Source organism: Paracoccus sp. NSM (assembly GCF_052379855.1).
Classification (GTDB): Bacteria; Pseudomonadota; Alphaproteobacteria; order Rhodobacterales; family Rhodobacteraceae; genus Paracoccus.
Map to the genome: position 1 here is coordinate 80,022 of NZ_JBQTCG010000008.1, position 14,084 is coordinate 94,105.

General features: G+C 68.0%; 17 protein-coding genes. 9 read left to right on the forward strand and 8 right to left on the reverse strand.

What is annotated here, in order from left to right; translation table 11 throughout:
• Window positions 1–12: 12 nt before the first annotated feature.
• Both ACTZWU_RS12395 and surE read right to left on the reverse strand, forming a co-directional pair.
• Entirely contained in the window at window positions 13–684 is a 672-nt protein-coding gene (locus ACTZWU_RS12395) for a protein-L-isoaspartate(D-aspartate) O-methyltransferase (RefSeq protein ID WP_444737672.1), read from the reverse strand.
• Window positions 685–687: 3 nt separating this feature from the next.
• The gene (surE, locus tag ACTZWU_RS12400; RefSeq protein WP_444737673.1) at window positions 688–1,500 is read right to left on the reverse strand and encodes a 5'/3'-nucleotidase SurE; all 813 of its coding nucleotides are present in this window, start codon (window positions 1,498–1,500) and stop codon (window positions 688–690) included.
• 170 nt (window positions 1,501–1,670) lie between these two features.
• Here surE and ACTZWU_RS12405 point away from each other — a divergent pair, with 170 nt between their 5' ends.
• The 3 genes from ACTZWU_RS12405 to ACTZWU_RS12415 all read left to right on the forward strand — a co-directional run bounded on the left by ACTZWU_RS12405 (window position 1,671) and on the right by ACTZWU_RS12415 (window position 4,372).
• A complete protein-coding gene (locus tag ACTZWU_RS12405) occupies window positions 1,671–2,588 on the forward strand; it encodes a sulfite exporter TauE/SafE family protein (protein WP_444737674.1) in 918 nt (305 codons plus the stop codon).
• Window positions 2,585–3,439, forward strand: coding sequence for a TIGR02186 family protein (locus tag ACTZWU_RS12410; protein WP_444737719.1), 855 nt, complete (start codon window positions 2,585–2,587; stop codon window positions 3,437–3,439). Before ACTZWU_RS12405 ends, ACTZWU_RS12410 begins: the two co-directional genes overlap by 4 nt.
• A gap of 72 nt (window positions 3,440–3,511) precedes the next feature.
• Window positions 3,512–4,372, forward strand: a complete 861-nt coding sequence (locus ACTZWU_RS12415; protein ID WP_444737675.1) for a D-amino-acid transaminase — start codon at window positions 3,512–3,514, stop codon at window positions 4,370–4,372.
• Window positions 4,373–4,498: 126 nt separating this feature from the next.
• Here the strand turns inward: ACTZWU_RS12415 and ACTZWU_RS12420 are convergent, their stop codons facing one another.
• Window positions 4,499–5,239 (reverse strand): N-formylglutamate amidohydrolase, encoded by a 741-nt coding sequence (locus ACTZWU_RS12420; protein ID WP_444737720.1) that lies wholly within the window; start codon window positions 5,237–5,239, stop codon window positions 4,499–4,501.
• Window positions 5,240–5,355: 116 nt separating this feature from the next.
• On the opposite strand from ACTZWU_RS12420, the gene pyk reads away from it, so the two are divergent.
• The 5 genes from pyk (at window position 5,356) to ACTZWU_RS12445 (ending at window position 8,933) form a co-directional block, all read left to right on the forward strand.
• Window positions 5,356–6,801 carry a pyruvate kinase gene (pyk, locus tag ACTZWU_RS12425; RefSeq protein WP_444737676.1) on the forward strand — a complete coding sequence of 482 codons (1,446 nt, stop codon included), beginning with the start codon at window positions 5,356–5,358 and terminating at the stop codon, window positions 6,799–6,801.
• Between the two features lie 28 nt (window positions 6,802–6,829).
• Window positions 6,830–7,051 (forward strand): hypothetical protein, encoded by a 222-nt coding sequence (locus ACTZWU_RS12430; protein WP_444737677.1) that lies wholly within the window; start codon window positions 6,830–6,832, stop codon window positions 7,049–7,051.
• A gap of 111 nt (window positions 7,052–7,162) precedes the next feature.
• On the forward strand, window positions 7,163–7,363 hold the full coding sequence (rpmI, locus tag ACTZWU_RS12435) for a 50S ribosomal protein L35 (protein ID WP_444737678.1): 201 nt from the start codon (window positions 7,163–7,165) through the stop codon (window positions 7,361–7,363).
• A gap of 15 nt (window positions 7,364–7,378) precedes the next feature.
• Window positions 7,379–7,738: a 50S ribosomal protein L20 gene (rplT, locus tag ACTZWU_RS12440; RefSeq protein WP_444737679.1), complete on the forward strand. Its 360-nt coding sequence runs from the start codon at window positions 7,379–7,381 to the stop codon at window positions 7,736–7,738.
• A 175-nt stretch (window positions 7,739–7,913) separates the two neighbouring features.
• A complete protein-coding gene (locus ACTZWU_RS12445; RefSeq protein ID WP_444737680.1) occupies window positions 7,914–8,933 on the forward strand; it encodes a S8 family serine peptidase in 1,020 nt (339 codons plus the stop codon).
• Here ACTZWU_RS12445 and recR read toward each other — a convergent pair whose 3' ends face one another.
• Genes recR through ACTZWU_RS12465 form a run of 4 tightly spaced genes read right to left on the reverse strand, consistent with a single transcriptional unit; the run spans window position 8,934 to window position 12,251 of the window.
• The gene (gene recR / locus ACTZWU_RS12450; RefSeq protein WP_444737681.1) at window positions 8,934–9,545 is read right to left on the reverse strand and encodes a recombination mediator RecR; all 612 of its coding nucleotides are present in this window, start codon (window positions 9,543–9,545) and stop codon (window positions 8,934–8,936) included.
• A 3-nt stretch (window positions 9,546–9,548) separates the two neighbouring features.
• The gene (locus ACTZWU_RS12455) at window positions 9,549–9,893 is read right to left on the reverse strand and encodes a YbaB/EbfC family nucleoid-associated protein (RefSeq protein WP_444737682.1); all 345 of its coding nucleotides are present in this window, start codon (window positions 9,891–9,893) and stop codon (window positions 9,549–9,551) included.
• A 3-nt stretch (window positions 9,894–9,896) separates the two neighbouring features.
• Window positions 9,897–11,702 carry a DNA polymerase III subunit gamma/tau gene (locus tag ACTZWU_RS12460; protein ID WP_444737683.1) on the reverse strand — a complete coding sequence of 602 codons (1,806 nt, stop codon included), beginning with the start codon at window positions 11,700–11,702 and terminating at the stop codon, window positions 9,897–9,899.
• A 57-nt stretch (window positions 11,703–11,759) separates the two neighbouring features.
• On the reverse strand, window positions 11,760–12,251 hold the full coding sequence (locus ACTZWU_RS12465; RefSeq protein WP_444737684.1) for a hypothetical protein: 492 nt from the start codon (window positions 12,249–12,251) through the stop codon (window positions 11,760–11,762).
• Window positions 12,252–12,385: 134 nt separating this feature from the next.
• On the opposite strand from ACTZWU_RS12465, the gene ACTZWU_RS12470 reads away from it, so the two are divergent.
• Window positions 12,386–12,796 (forward strand): SufE family protein, encoded by a 411-nt coding sequence (locus ACTZWU_RS12470; RefSeq protein WP_444737685.1) that lies wholly within the window; start codon window positions 12,386–12,388, stop codon window positions 12,794–12,796.
• On the opposite strand, the gene mnmA is transcribed toward ACTZWU_RS12470, so the two are convergent.
• Window positions 12,768–13,937, reverse strand: coding sequence for a tRNA 2-thiouridine(34) synthase MnmA (gene mnmA / locus ACTZWU_RS12475; protein ID WP_444737686.1), 1,170 nt, complete (start codon window positions 13,935–13,937; stop codon window positions 12,768–12,770). The two genes, ACTZWU_RS12470 and mnmA, sit on opposite strands and share 29 nt — an antisense overlap.
• Window positions 13,938–14,084: the final 147 nt, after the last annotated feature.

Sequence of the window (14,084 nt, forward strand, 5' to 3'; positions counted from 1 at the left end):
CGCCGGCGGGGGTCATGTCTGGCCCAACCCCTCGACCAGCGGAACGAAACGAACCTGTCGCAATTCGTCGTAATCGAAACCGGTTTCGGACCGCGTGACGCGGATCAGGGTCTGGACCGCGTCCGATTGCCCGACCGGAACCACCATGATACCGCCGATCTTCAGCTGTGCCAACAGCGGGCCGGGCGGGTCCTCGGCGGCCGCCGTCACGAGGATGCGATCAAAGGGCGCCTGATCGGGCAGCCCGCGCGACCCGTCGGCCACCTGCGCGGTGATGTTGTAGAGGCCCAGATCGCGAAAGATCGCCTCGGCCTCCTGTACCAGCCGACGGTGGCGGTCCACCGTATAGACCCGGCGGCAGAGGCCGGCCAGAACCGCCGCCTGATAGCCCGAGCCGGTGCCGACCTCCAGCACGGTGTCGCGCGGGCCTGCCGCCAGCGCCTGCGTCATCAGCCCCACGACCGAGGGCTGGCTGATCGTCTGGCCGCAGGGAATGGGCAGCGGCGTGTCCTCATAGGCGCGGTCTGCGAACTGGCCGCGCACGAAGAGGCCCCGGTCGATCCGCTCCATCGATTGCAGCACGCGGGGGTCCGTCACCCCGCGCGAGCGCAGCGCGAACAGGAACCGCATCTTGCGTTCGGCGGGGTCGTGATCGGGAATGTCCTCGGCTTCGTCCTCGGTCATGGCCTAGTCCCCGGACGCCAGAGGCTTGCCGTCCAGCGCCCTGGCCAGCCGCGAAAGCGAGGCGTGGCATGTCAGGTCCGCCCGCATCGGCGTGACCGAGACGTAACCGTCCAGGTTCACCGCGACATCGCTGTCCGGCTGCGCCTCGGCCTGCTGCGAGCCGCCCGAGATCCACATGAAGCGCCGCCCGTTCGGCGCGGTATAGGGCACCACCCCGAACCGGCTGCCGCGCCGCTTGCCCTGCGGCGCCACCCGGATGCCGCGCACCTTCGAGGCAGGCAGGGGCGGAAAGTTCACGTTGTAGAACAGGCGGAAATCCTCGTCCGAGTTCCAGTCGCCGTGGTCCAGAAGCTGCCGGATCAACGATGCGCCGTGCTGGCGCGAGGCCTCGAACGGGTCGGCCAGATCGGCGGTCTCGGGGCCAAGGTATTGCGACAGGGCGATGGCGGGCAGGCCCTGCAACGCGGCTTCCATGGCGCCGCCGATCGTGCCGGAATACATCGCGTTCTCGCCCGAATTGTTGCCGCGATTGACGCCGGACAGGACCAGATCGGGCAGGGCATCGGCCATCAGGTCGCCCACGGCGGCCAGAACGCAATCGGCGGGGCTGCCCTCGGCGGCATAGCGGCGTTCCGAAAGGCGCGCGATCATCGTGGGGTGGGTGTAGCTGATGCAATGGGCCACGCCCGATTGCTCGAAGGCGGGGGCGACGGTCCAGACCTCGCCATGCGGGCCGGCCAGTTCGGTGGCGATCTGATGCAGCACCTCGAGACCCGGAGCGTTGATGCCGTCATCATTGGTGATCAGGATGCGCATGCCGAAAGTCCCCCGCCGAACGCGGCCCGCGCGGTCGCGCGCACGCCATCGTGACCGGACCTGATTAGCCGCCGCCTGCGCCTGCTTCAACCCGTTGCGACGCAGGCGAAAGCGGTTTGACCTCTGCCGGGGGGTGTTGCATCCTTGATCAAGGCAACCGGCGCGGCAGCATGCAGATCTATCTTCCCATCGCCGAGGTTTCGGTCAACGCCTTCACCCTGATCGGCCTTGGCGGTCTGGTCGGGCTGATGAGCGGCCTTTTCGGCGTGGGCGGTGGCTTCCTGATCACGCCGCTTCTGTTCTTCATCGGCATTCCGCCCGCCATTGCGGTCGCGACCGGCGCCAATCAGGTCGTGGCCTCTTCCGTGTCGGGCGTGCTGGCCCATATGAAGCGCCGCACGGTCGATTTCCGCATGGGGGGCGTGCTGCTGGCGGGGGGGCTTGTCGGATCGGCGCTCGGGGTGCTGGTCTTCAACGTCCTGCAAAGGCTGGGTCAGGTCGAGCTGGTCGTGCAGCTCTGCTATGTCGTCTTTCTGGGCCTGATCGGCACCATGATGCTGCAGGAAAGCATCCGCGCCCTGCGCCGCGCCCGCAATCCCGCCGCGCCAAGGCGCAAGCTGCATGACCACATGTGGGTCCATCGCCTGCCGCTCAAGGTCAAGTTCCGCGCCTCGGGCCTTTACATCAGCGTCATTCCGCCCCTGCTGGTCGGCGTTGCGGTGGGTGTGCTGGCCGCGATCATGGGCGTCGGCGGCGGCTTCATCATGGTGCCTGCGATGATCTACCTGCTGGGCATGCCCACCAAGGTCGTCGTGGGCACGTCGCTCTTTCAGATCACCTTCGTCACGGCCTTCACGACGCTGATGCATGCGGTCAGCTACAACACGGTCGATGTGATGCTGGCGGTGCTGCTGATCGTCGGCGGAGTCGTGGGGGCGCAGGTCGGCACCACGCTTGGCGCACGGCTTCGTGCGGAACAACTGCGCATCCTGCTGGCGCTTCTGGTGCTGGCGGTCTGCGGCAAGCTGGCGCTGGACCTGTTCCTGCCGCCCGAGGATCTCTATTCCATCGTGGTGAGGGCGCGCTGATGCGGCGGCTGGCCCTGATCCTTGCGCTGATCCTCGCGCCGGCGGCTTTGGCGCAGGATGGCGCCTATCCGCTCTATCCCGATCCGGGCCTGCCCCGCGCGCCCGCGCCTGAGAACATCAGCCGCCCCGAGGCCGAACAGCCCGCCGAACAGGTCGTGGTGGGCCTCTCCAGCGATTCCGTGGCGATCACGGCCAGCTTCGACGGCTCGGACATCCTGATCTACGGCGCGATCCGGCGCGAGACGCCGATCCCCGACACGCCGCTGCATGTCATCGTCACGGTCGAGGCCCCCTCGCAGGCGCTGACCGTCTGGCGCAAGGCCCGCCGCGCGGGCATCTGGATCAACACCGACCGCGTCGAGATCGGCTCCGCGCCCAGCTATTACGCCGTCGCCTCGTCCGGACCGCTGGACCAGATCCTCGACCCCGCATGGGATGCGCGCTACCGCATCTCGCTGCCGCAAGCAATGCGCGCCTTCGAAGGCGCGCTCGAGGTCCGCGACACGCTCCCCTTCACCGAGGCGCTCTTGCGCCTGCGCGAGGACGAGGGCCGCTTCCTTCTTCAGGAGGACGGCGTCCATCTGGCCGAGGAAACGCTGTTCCGCGCCGATATCGCCTTGCCCGCCACCCTGGTCGAGGGCGAATACAAGACCCGCATCTTCCTCGTGCGCGAGGGGCAGGTGATCGATGTCCACCGCGCCCCGATCATGGTCCGCAAGGTCGGGCTGGAACGCTGGCTCTACCGGCTCGCCTTCGACCAGCCGCTGATCTACGGGCTGATGTCGCTGGCCGTGGCGGTGCTGGCGGGCTGGGGCGCCTCGGCCGCGTTCCGCAAGCTGCGTCGCGCGTGATGCCAGGGTTCTTGACCTGCGGCCGCTTTGGGCGCAGGACCGGCGCGCAAGCCACGCGCAAGGAGGATCTCGATGACGCGGACAGTCTATGTGAACGGCGATTACCTGCCCGAATCCGAGGCCCGCGTCTCGGTCTTCGACCGCGGCTTCCTGATGGCCGATGGCGTCTACGAGGTCGTCAGCGTGCTGGGCGGCAAGCTGATCGACTTCGAGGGCCACATGGTCCGCCTCAAGCGGTCGCTGTCGGAACTGGCCATCGCCAATCCGCTCAGCGATGACGAATACCTTGCCGCGCATCGCGATCTTGTCGCCCGCAACGCGATCATCGACGGGCTCGTCTATCTTCAGGTGACGCGCGGCAATCCCGGCGACCGCGATTTCGCCTATCCGCCCGAGGACACGGCCCCGACGGTGGTGATGTTCACCCAGTCCAAACCGGGCCTGGCCGAAGCCCCCGCCGCGAAAACCGGCTGGAGCGTGGTCAGCGTCGAGGATCTCCGCTGGGGTCGCCGCGACATCAAGACGGTGCAGCTGCTCTATCCCTCGATGGCCAAGATGGAGGCCAAGGCCCGCGGCGCCGACGATGCCTGGATGGTGCAGGACGGCCAGGTGACCGAAGGCACGTCGAACAACGCCTATATCGTCAAGGGCAACACGATCATCACGCGCCAGCTCAGCCACGACATCCTGCACGGCATCACCCGCGCCGCCGTCCTGCGCTTCGCCGCCGAGGCGCAGATGCAGGTCGAGGAACGCGCCTTCACCATCGCCGAGGCCCAGGCCGCGGACGAGGCCTTCATCACCTCGGCCTCGGCCTTCGTCATGCCGGTCGTCAGCATCGACGGGGCCGCAGTGGGCTCGGGCAAGGTCGGCCCCGTGGCCACCCGCTTGCGCGAAATCTATCTGGACGAAAGCCGCAAGGCCGCCGTCTGACGAAAAAAGGCGCCGCCGGAAAATCCTTCCGACGGCGCCCGTCCTTGCCTTGGTCCAAATATCCCGGGGGGAGATCGCCGCAGGCGATCGGGGGGCAGCGCCCCCCTGCCGTCCCCGCCAAACGCGCTAAAGCCCCGCCTGCGCCAGCACCCGCGCGATGACCGGCGCCAGACGCGCGGCCCATTCCGCCTGCCCCTCGGGCGTGGCGATCAGGTCGTTGCGCAACTCGATCAGCATGTTCGGACGCCCTTGCGCCAGCGCGTGCCGGTCGATGGAATCCCCGTCCAGATGCCCGTCATAGGGCTGGTTCTCGCCGGTGACCCAGCCCTCGTCGCGGCAGGCCGCGACCATGGCCGGACCAAGCCGTGCGTCGCGGTGGGAATAGAGGATGCCCACCTGCCAGGGCCGGGGCGGGCGGCCGCGAAGCTGCGGCGTGAAGCTGTGGATCGCGCAGACGCAGCGCGCGGGATGGGCGTCGGCCAGCGCCGTCAGCGCCCGGTGATAGGGGCGGTGCAGCCGGTCCAGCCGCCGCGCACGCTCGGCCGCGTCGGCATCGCGGTTCGCGGGGATCACGGTCCCGTCGTAAAGCCGCATCAGCAGGGTCGGGTCGTCCTCGCCGCGGTTCGGGTCGATCACCAGCCGCGAGAAATCCGAAAAGATCGCCGGTGCATCCATCCGCTCCGCCAGCGCCGAGGCCAGACCTGCCGCGCCCACGTCATAGGCGATGTGGCGGGCCATGTCGGCGGGCGCGATGCCCAGGTCTCCGCCGCCGATCCAGTCGGGCACGCGGTTCGTGGCATGGTCGCAGGTGATCAGCCAGCGCGAGGGTCGATTCTGGCCCTCGATCCAGTAGGCGGTTTCCGTCATGGTCGCGTCATCATTCATGCTGCGCGCCTGCTTACGACGAAACCGGACCGGACGCCAGTTGCCGCCACGCAGCAATTGCGGCATAGATAGCGCTAAACGTCAGAGGGGCGGGAAGAATGAGAAGACATCGCAACGTGAAGATCGTGGCCACTCTGGGGCCGGCATCCTCGAGCAGCCAGATGATCCGGGCGCTGTTTGAAGCGGGGGCCGACGTGTTCCGCCTGAACATGAGCCATGGCAGCCACGAGGATCACCGCGCCCGCTATGACGCGATCCGCGCCATCGAGGCCGAGACGGGCCGCCCCATCGCCGTTCTGGCCGACCTTCAGGGCCCCAAGCTGCGCGTGGGCCAGTTCGCCGCCGGTCCCCATGACCTGACCGAGGGCGAATCGTTCCGTTTCGACCTCAGCCCCGAGCCGGGCACCGCCAGCCGCGTGCAACTGCCCCATCCCGAGATTTTCGCGGCCCTGGTCGAAGGCGCCGAGCTTCTGGTCAATGACGGCAAGATCCGCCTCAAGGTCGTGTCCTGCGGCCCCGATCACGCCGATTGCACCGTGACGGTGGGCGGCCAGATCAGCGACCGCAAGGGCGTGAACGTCCCCGACGTGGTCCTGCCGCTGGCGGCTTTGTCCGACAAGGACCGCGCCGATCTGGAATTCGCCTGCGAGCTGGGCGTCGATTGGCTGGCCCTGTCCTTCGTGCAGCGCCCCGAGGATGTCGAAGAGGCCAAGGTCCTGGCCCGCGGTCGCGCCGCAATCCTGTCCAAGATCGAGAAACCCGCCGCCGTTCGCGCCTTTGACGAGATCCTCAAGGTCTCGGACGGGATCATGGTGGCGCGGGGCGACCTGGGCGTGGAACTGCCGGTCCATTCGGTTCCGCCGATCCAGAAGCGTCTGGTCCGCCTGTGCCGCAGCGCCGCCAAGCCGGTGATCGTGGCGACCCAGATGCTGGAATCGATGATCGAAAGCCCGATGCCGACCCGTGCAGAGGTCAGCGACGTGGCGAATGCCATCTACGAAGGCGCCGATGCCGTGATGCTGTCGGCCGAAAGCGCCGCGGGCAGCTATCCGGTCGAGGCCGTGACCACGATGGACAGCGTCGCGCGGTCCGTCGAGGCGGACCCGAACTACCGCTCGATCATCGAGGCCGCGCGCAAGGCTTCGCTGTCCTCGGTCCCCGACGCCATCGTGACCGCAGCACGCGAGATCGCGGAAACCACCGATGTCGCGGCGATCTGCGTCTTCACCCAGTCGGGCCAGACCGTCAGCCTGGTCGGTCGTGAACGCCCCCGCGTGCCGATCATGGCCCTGTCGCCCGAGGATCGCGTGCTGCGCCGCCTCTGTCTGACCTGGGGGACCCATGGCGTCGCCACGCCGCGCCTGTCGCGCTTCAAGGAGGCTGTCGTGAACGCCACCCGCGCCGCGCGCAAGTTCGGTTTCGCCGACGAGACCCGCAAGGTCGTGGTCATGGCCGGCGTGCCCTTCAACGTGGCCGGATCGACCAACATCCTGCGGATCGCGCCCTGCGACGAACGCTTGATCTACGCCAGCGATCCCGAGTAATCGGGCCACGCATCAACGGGGGTCTGCGATGACGGATATTCTTCTGGGGGCCGGTCTGGTCCTGTGCCTGCTGTCGGTCGTCCTGGCGGTGGTCCAGCTGCTGCGGATCCAGCCGCCGCGCGCGGCGGCTTTGGCCTTCGTCGCGGGCATCCTGCTGATCTTCTGGGCCTTTGCGATGCAGCCCCAGCCCTTCAGCCCCGAAGGGCTGGCCGCTTCGCTGGATAGGCTGACGGGCCGCATCGCGCCCTGACCCCTCTTGCCAAATCCCGCAAGCGCGCTTATCAGGCACGCTTCCGATCCCGTGCGGCCGGCCAAGTTGGCATTGCCGAGTCGCGCGTTCACTCTGATGAAGGAGATGAAAATGCCGAAGATGAAGACCAAATCCGCTGCCAAGAAGCGGTTCTCGTTCACGGCCTCGGGCAAGGTGAAATCCGCCCAGGCCGGCAAGCGCCACGGCATGATCAAGCGCACCACGAAGTTCATTCGTGACGCGCGCGGCACCACGGTCCTCTGCGACGCGGATGCCAAGATCGTCAAGAAATACATGCCCTACAACCGCTGATCCGAGGACTGAACAATGGCACGAGTTAAATCCGGCAAGGTCACCCACGCCCGCCACAAGAAGGTCCTGGATCAAGCCAAGGGCTATTACGGCGCGCGTTCGCGGAACTTCCGCACCGCCACCCAGGCCGTGGACAAGGCGAACCAGTACGCCACCCGCGACCGCAAGAACCGCAAGCGCAACTTCCGCGCCCTGTGGATCCAGCGCATCAACGCCGCCGTCCGTCTGGTCGATGCCGAGATGACCTATTCGCGTTTCATCAACCTGCTGGCGAAAGCCGGGATCGAGGTTGACCGCAAGGTTCTGGCCGATCTGGCCGTGAACGAGCCCGAGGCGTTCGGTGCGATCGTCGAAAAGGCGAAAGCCGCCGCCTGATCGTGGTTTCGTCCCGATAGGAAAAGGCCCGTCCCCTGCCGCAGGGGGCGGGCCTTTTTCCTTTGGCGGAAAGGCCGCAGAATACATCCGAAAGAATGGTTCCCATCCGTTTGGCGGTATGGCAGTGATACCATCAGCCAGTTTAGGACTGCATCCGGACAAACGAGGATGCATAATGACACGCCGACACCGCCCCATTGCCGCCCTGCTGGCCATCCTGCTGTCGCTTGCCGCGCCGCAGGTGGCGTCGGCCCAGGGTCCGGCGATTGGTGCGTTGGGGCAGGGCTTTGCCAAGGCGGGGCAGAGCACGCGTCCGGTGGCCGTCAGCCAGCGCAGTGTCGGGACGACGCGCCCGACCTCGCGCCAGGCTAACCAGCCACAGCTGCGCCCATGGATGCATCCCGACATCGCCAATGCCTGGAATGCGGGCTATCGCGGGCAAGGTGCGACCATCACCGTGGTGGACAGCTTCGAGCGCGGCGCCCGGATCGAGGGCAATCTGGGCAATGGTCGCCAAAGCCTCCGTCACGGCGACTGGACGCAGCTTACGTTGTCGCTGCTGGCGCCGCAGGCGCAGGTTCGTCGGCACGATATGGGCGCGGGGCGTCAGGTCGGGCCTGGCGCCGGGCTGAACATCGTCAATCTCAGCTACGCGATGTACGCGCCCGCCGGTCACAACCCCGCCCGGATGGCATGGTCGGCGCAAGAGGCCTCGATCATCCGTCATGCGCGCCAGGGTTCGGCGCTGGTCGTCAAGGCGGCGGGCAATGACGGGGTTGCGCTTGGCCGGGCGAATCGCGCGGGTCGAAGCGATTATCTGAACCTGGCGCTGGTCGGCAGCGATGCGGCGATCTTCGTCGGCGCGCTGGACCGCAACGGCTCGCCCACGGACCGGGCCGAGCTGGCGCATTATTCGAACCGTCCGGGCCATGACCGCCGCGTGCAGCGACAGTTCCTGACGGTGGGCGTGCGCGGCGATCTGACAGGGCTCGCGGGCACCTCTTACGCGGCTCCGGTGGTCAGCGGCTATGCGGCGGTTCTGGGCAGCAAGTTCACAGATGCCACGCCGGCGCAGATCGGCAACCAGCTGCTGGACACCGCAAGGAGCGATACGATCCGCAATTACAACCCCGCCCTCCATGGCCGCGGCGAGGCCAGCCTGGCCCGCGCCCTGGCGCCCGCCCGGATCCGGTGATCACAGACGCCGCCGTGCCCGAAGGGCCGCGCTGATCGTGCCGTCGTCCAGGTAATCAAGCTCTCCGCCGATCGGCACGCCCTGGGCCAGGCCCGTGACGGTGACGGCCTGCCCCTCCAGCGCGTCGGCGATGTAATGGGCGGTGGTCTGCCCGTCCACGGTCGCGTTCAGGGCCAGAATCACCTCGGACACGCTTTCGGCGGCGATTCGGTCCAGAAGCTGAGGGATGCCCAGATCCTCGGGGCCGATCTCGTCCAGCGCCGACAAGGTGCCGCCCAGCACGTGATAGCGCCCGCGAAAGGCCCGCCCCCGTTCCAGCGCCCACAGGTCGGCCACATCCTGAACCACGCAGATCTCGCCCGTGGCGCGGGCCGGGTCAGAGCAGATCGCGCAGAGGTCGCGGTCGGTGATGTTGCCGCAGGACAGGCATTCGCGCGAGTTCTGCGCGACCTTCTCCATCAGAGTGGCAAGCTGCGCCATCTGGTCGCCGCGCCTGCGGATCAGTTGCAGAACGATCCTGCGGGCCGAGCGGGGGCCAAGCCCCGGCAGGCGCCCCATCAGGGCGATCAGCGCCTGAATGTCGTCGCTGCCCTCGGCCTGCGGGTCGCGCATGGCTCAGAAGGGCAGCTTGATGCCGGGCGGCAGGCCCAGCCCTTCGGTCATCTTCGCCATCTCGGATTTCATCCGTTCCTCGGCCAGGCGCTGCGCCTCCTTGACAGCGGCAAGGATCAGGTCCTCGACGACCTCTTTTTCCGAGGGAACGAAGATCGAGGGGTCGATCTCCAGCGCGGTCAGCTCGCCCTTCGCGGTGCAGGTCGCGCGCACCAGCCCCGCGCCGGATTCGCCGGTCACGGTGATGCGGGCCATGTCCTCCTGGATCTGGCCCATCTTGTCCTGCATGTCCTTGGCGGCCTTCATCATCTTGGCCATGTCGCCAATGCCGCCCAATCCCTTGATCATCGTCTAGTCCTCATCTTCGAAGGGGTCCCATTCCTCAACCTCGGCAACCGGGCCCTGGGTTCCGTCATGGGGATTGCCGGCGCCCTCGGCCTCGTCCGCGATGTCGGGCGGGGGCGCGGCGCGTGTTACGCGTGTCAGGGTCGCGCCGGGAAAGGCCGCCAGAACCTGCTGCACGATCGGCAGGGCCAGGGCGCGTTCCTGGGCCTCGCGTTCCTCGGCCTCGCGCATCTCGGCGATGGTGGGCGCGCCGTCCTCGTTCGTGACCGTGACCGCCCAACGCTGCCCGCCCGTCCAGCCGCGCAGGCGTTCCGCCAGACGCTGTGCCAGTTCCGCCGGAGGATTGCCGCGCGGCTGGAACTCGATCCGGCCGGGGCTGTAGCGCACCAGCGAGACGTGGCGTTCGACCATCACCAGCAGCGTCATGTCCCGCATCCGCGCGATCAGATCCACGACCGAGCCGAAGTCGGGAAAGCTCTCGACCAGCTCCGGTGCCACGGCCAGCGCCTGCGCCGCGGAACCGCGCGACTGGACCGCCGGTGCAGGGCGGGCGCGGCGCATCGCGTGAGGGGCTTCCACCGCCTGCGCGCCCGCCCCCGAACCGGTCCCGGCCATGGCGGGTGCGCGCGCGAATTCGCCCGCGTTCTGCGCCTGCTGGACCCGGCGGATCAGCGCCTCGGGGTCGGGCAGGTCGGCCACATGGGTCAGGCGGATCACCGCCATCTCGGCGGCCATCATCGCGTTCGGCGCCGCCGAGACCTCGTCCAGCGCCTTGAGCAGCATCTGCCACATCCGCGACAGCACGCGCATCGGCAGCCGCTCGCACAGGTCGCGGCCCCGCAGGCGTTCGTCGGGGGCGACCGTCGGGTCCTCCAGCGCGTCCGGCGTGATCTTCGCGACCGAGATCCAGTGCGTCACATCCGCCAGATCGCGCAGCACGGCGACCGGGTCGGCGCCATCGGCATACTGGCCCTGCAACTCGGTCAGGGCGGCGGCGGCATCGCCGCGCAGGATCATCTCGAACAGGTCGATCACCCGGCCCCTGTCGGCCAGACCCAGCATCGCGCGGACCTGATCGGCGGTGGTCTCGCCCGCGCCATGGCTGATCGCCTGATCCAGAAGCGAGGTCGCGTCTCGCGCCGAACCCTCGGCCGAGCGCGTGATCAGCGCCAGCGCCTCATCGGTGATCGAGGCGCCCTCGGCATCCGCAATGCGGCGCAGCAGGGCGATCATCACCTCGGGTTCGATCCGGCGCAGGTCGAAGCGCTGGCAGCGCGACAGGACGGTGACCGGAACCTTGCGGATCTCGGTCGTGGCAAAGATGAACTTCACATGCGGAGGCGGCTCTTCCAGCGTCTTCAGCAGCGCGTTGAACGCGCTGGTGGACAGCATGTGGACCTCGTCGATGATGTAGATCTTGTAGCGCGCCGATGCCGCCCGGTAATGCACCGATTCGATGATTTCGCGGATGTCGCCCACGCCGGTGCGCGAGGCCGCGTCCATCTCCAGCACGTCGACATGGCGGCCCTCGGCGATGGCCACGCAATGCTCGCAGAGCCCGCAGGGTTCGGTCGTGGGGCCGCCCGTGCCGTCGGGGCCGATGCAGTTCATGCCCTTGGCGATGATGCGCGCCGTGGTCGTCTTGCCGGTGCCGCGGATGCCGGTCATCACGAAGGCCTGCGCGATCCGGTCAGCGGCAAAGGCGTTCTTCAGCGTGCGGACCATCGCATCCTGGCCCACCAGGTCGGCAAAGGTCTCGGGCCGGTATTTCCGGGCCAGAACCTTGTATGCGGCCTCTTGTGTCTGGGTCATCGGGCACCTGTCTTGAAGCCGCCACCTTAGCCCCCGCGCCGGGGGGCGGCAACCGGATCAGCGCGACAGGCGGATGACCCTGTCGCCGCCGGTGATCTCGATGGCGGCGATGCGGCGAAGCTGGGCAAAGCTGATCGGGCGGGCGACGGTGATCGTGTCGGTCGCCGCATCCGCCCGCAGGGCCGCCGCCGGATCCCCCGCCGCCGGGGGCGCGGCAACAAAGCGCAGGCGCAGCACGCCGTCGGCATCGGGCGCCAGCCTGCCGCCGGGCTGCACCCGCTCGGTGATCAGCGCGGCCGAGTGGTATCCCTTGACCGGCGCCAGCCCGCGCACGACCAGCAGCCGCCCCTCGGGCAGGGGTTGCCATTCCGCCGCGACCAGCATCGGCACGGCAGGGCGCGCGTCGCGCAGCGCGTAACCGCCCTCGGGCGCCAGCGTGGCGGGGGCGGCCGGACCGCCGCGAAACGGGTTCAGCCTGCTTTCGCCAAGGCGCGCACAGCCCGACAGCGCCAGCGCGGCAATCAACAGCGGCAGGGTCAGTCTGATCATCGCGGCATCCCTTCTGCGGTCCTGCCGCGCGGCGCGGCACTGGCCCGAGTGTTAGGCCAAAGGGGCCGCGCGGAAAAGCCTCTTTGACCTTCGGCCAAGCGCAGGCTACCCCGGTCCCGAGACAGGAGAACCCCATGGCCACCCCCGCCTTTGACGACATCGCCGCCACCTTCGATTTCCTCGACGATTGGGAAGAACGCTACCGCCACGTGATCGAGCTTGGCCGCGCCATGCCCGCGATGGACCCGGCGCTTCAGGTGCCCGCCACCAAGGTCGATGGCTGCGCCAGTCAGGTCTGGATCATGCCCCGGATCGAGGGCGGCCGCTTCGATTTCGAGGGTGACAGCGACGCCCTGATCGTGCGCGGCCTGATCGCGGTTCTGCATGCGATGTATTCAGGCCTGCCGGTCGGGCAGGTGGCGGACGTGGACGCGCAGGCGCAGCTGGCCCGGCTGGGTCTGGACGAACATCTTTCGGCGCAGCGCTCGAACGGCGTGCGCGCGATGATCGCGCGGATCAGGCAGCTGGCCGCCGACGCAGGCTGATCCAGCCGCCGCCCAGAACGCGGGTTCCGCCGGTCTCGTAGAACACGCAGGCCTGGCCGGGGCTGACGCCTTCCTCGGGGTCCAGCAGCTCGACCTCGGCGCGGTTGCCGGGCAGGGAGCGCAGGATCGCGGGCTTGGGCGGCCGGGTCGAGCGGATGCGGACCGAACAGGCGATTTCCCCATCAAAGAGCTGGTCGCCCAGCCAGTTCACCTCGGTCACGTTGACTGTGGTGGTGGCCAGCGCCGCTTTCGGCCCCACGACGACGCGGCGGCTGTCGGGTTCCAGTCGCACCACATAAAGCGGATCGCCCAGGCCCCCGATCCCCAGACCGCGCCGCTGCCCGATCGTGTAATGGATCACGCCGCGATGCTGGCCCAGGACGCGGCCCTCCATGTCCACGATCTCGCCCGGATCAGCCGCGCCCGGACGCAGCTTCTCGATCACCGAGGCATAGTCGCCGTTCGGCACGAAGCAGATGTCCTGACTGTCGGGCTTGTCGGCCACGATCAGCCCGTATTCGGCCGCCAAGGCGCGCGTCTCGGCCTTGCTGGGCAGATGGCCAAGCGGAAAGCGCAGGAAATCAAGCTGTTCCTGCGTGGTCGAGAACAGGAAATAGCTCTGGTCGCGGACCGGGTCGGCGGCCATGTGCAGCTCGGCCTTGGTGCCCGTCTTGCGCTGGATATAGTGGCCGGTCGCCATGCAATCGGCGTCCAGATCGCGCGCGGTGTTCAGCAGATCGCGGAACTTCACGCGTTCGTTGCAACGGATGCAGGGGACTGGCGTCGCACCGGCCAGATAGGCGTCGGCGAATTCGTCGATCACCGATTCGCGGAACTTGTTCTCGTAATCAAGGACGTAATGCGGAAAGCCCATGCGTTCGGCCACGCGGCGGGCATCGTGGATGTCCTGACCCGCGCAGCAGGCACCCTTCTTGGCCAGAGCCGCGCCGTGGTCGTAAAGCTGCAGCGTCACGCCGATGACATCATAGCCCTCGGCCTTCAGCTTGGCGGCGACAACCGAACTGTCAACGCCGCCCGACATTGCCACCACGACGCGCGTCTGCGCGGGCGGCTTGGCAAAGCCGAGGCTGTTGATTTCCGCGACCCCCGAAGGGGTGTCGGTCAGGGCGGTTGCGGTCATGGCGATCTCCGGGGGCGGGCGGGCCGGCCCATTGGGCGGCGGATTGCGTCAAAATATAAGTAAATGCCGGGCAATCTCAAGGGATCGGGGGGCTAAAACGGCGGGCCGGTTAACCCGTAGGCAAGTGAGCGATGCGATGATCTGTCC

Bases quoted from the DNA above. Each gene is read 5' to 3' on its own strand.
- rplT (WP_444737679.1), top strand. From the start codon at position 7,379: ATGGCACGAGTTAAATCCGGCAAGGTCACCCACGCCCGCCACAAGAAG.
- ACTZWU_RS12455 (WP_444737682.1), bottom strand. From the start codon at position 9,893: ATGATCAAGGGATTGGGCGGCATTGGCGACATGGCCAAGATGATGAAG.
- ACTZWU_RS12470 (WP_444737685.1), top strand. From the start codon at position 12,386: ATGGCCACCCCCGCCTTTGACGACATCGCCGCCACCTTCGATTTCCTC.
- ACTZWU_RS12415 (WP_444737675.1), top strand. From the start codon at position 3,512: ATGACGCGGACAGTCTATGTGAACGGCGATTACCTGCCCGAATCCGAG.
- ACTZWU_RS12420 (WP_444737720.1), bottom strand. From the start codon at position 5,239: ATGACGGAAACCGCCTACTGGATCGAGGGCCAGAATCGACCCTCGCGC.
- ACTZWU_RS12445 (WP_444737680.1), top strand. From the start codon at position 7,914: ATGACACGCCGACACCGCCCCATTGCCGCCCTGCTGGCCATCCTGCTG.
- recR (WP_444737681.1), bottom strand. From the start codon at position 9,545: ATGCGCGACCCGCAGGCCGAGGGCAGCGACGACATTCAGGCGCTGATC.
- ACTZWU_RS12395 (WP_444737672.1), bottom strand. From the start codon at position 684: ATGACCGAGGACGAAGCCGAGGACATTCCCGATCACGACCCCGCCGAA.
- rpmI (WP_444737678.1), top strand. From the start codon at position 7,163: ATGCCGAAGATGAAGACCAAATCCGCTGCCAAGAAGCGGTTCTCGTTC.
- ACTZWU_RS12405 (WP_444737674.1), top strand. From the start codon at position 1,671: ATGCAGATCTATCTTCCCATCGCCGAGGTTTCGGTCAACGCCTTCACC.
- pyk (WP_444737676.1), top strand. From the start codon at position 5,356: ATGAGAAGACATCGCAACGTGAAGATCGTGGCCACTCTGGGGCCGGCA.
- ACTZWU_RS12465 (WP_444737684.1), bottom strand. From the start codon at position 12,251: ATGATCAGACTGACCCTGCCGCTGTTGATTGCCGCGCTGGCGCTGTCG.
- ACTZWU_RS12430 (WP_444737677.1), top strand. From the start codon at position 6,830: ATGACGGATATTCTTCTGGGGGCCGGTCTGGTCCTGTGCCTGCTGTCG.
- ACTZWU_RS12460 (WP_444737683.1), bottom strand. From the start codon at position 11,702: ATGACCCAGACACAAGAGGCCGCATACAAGGTTCTGGCCCGGAAATAC.
- mnmA (WP_444737686.1), bottom strand. From the start codon at position 13,937: ATGACCGCAACCGCCCTGACCGACACCCCTTCGGGGGTCGCGGAAATC.
- surE (WP_444737673.1), bottom strand. From the start codon at position 1,500: ATGCGCATCCTGATCACCAATGATGACGGCATCAACGCTCCGGGTCTC.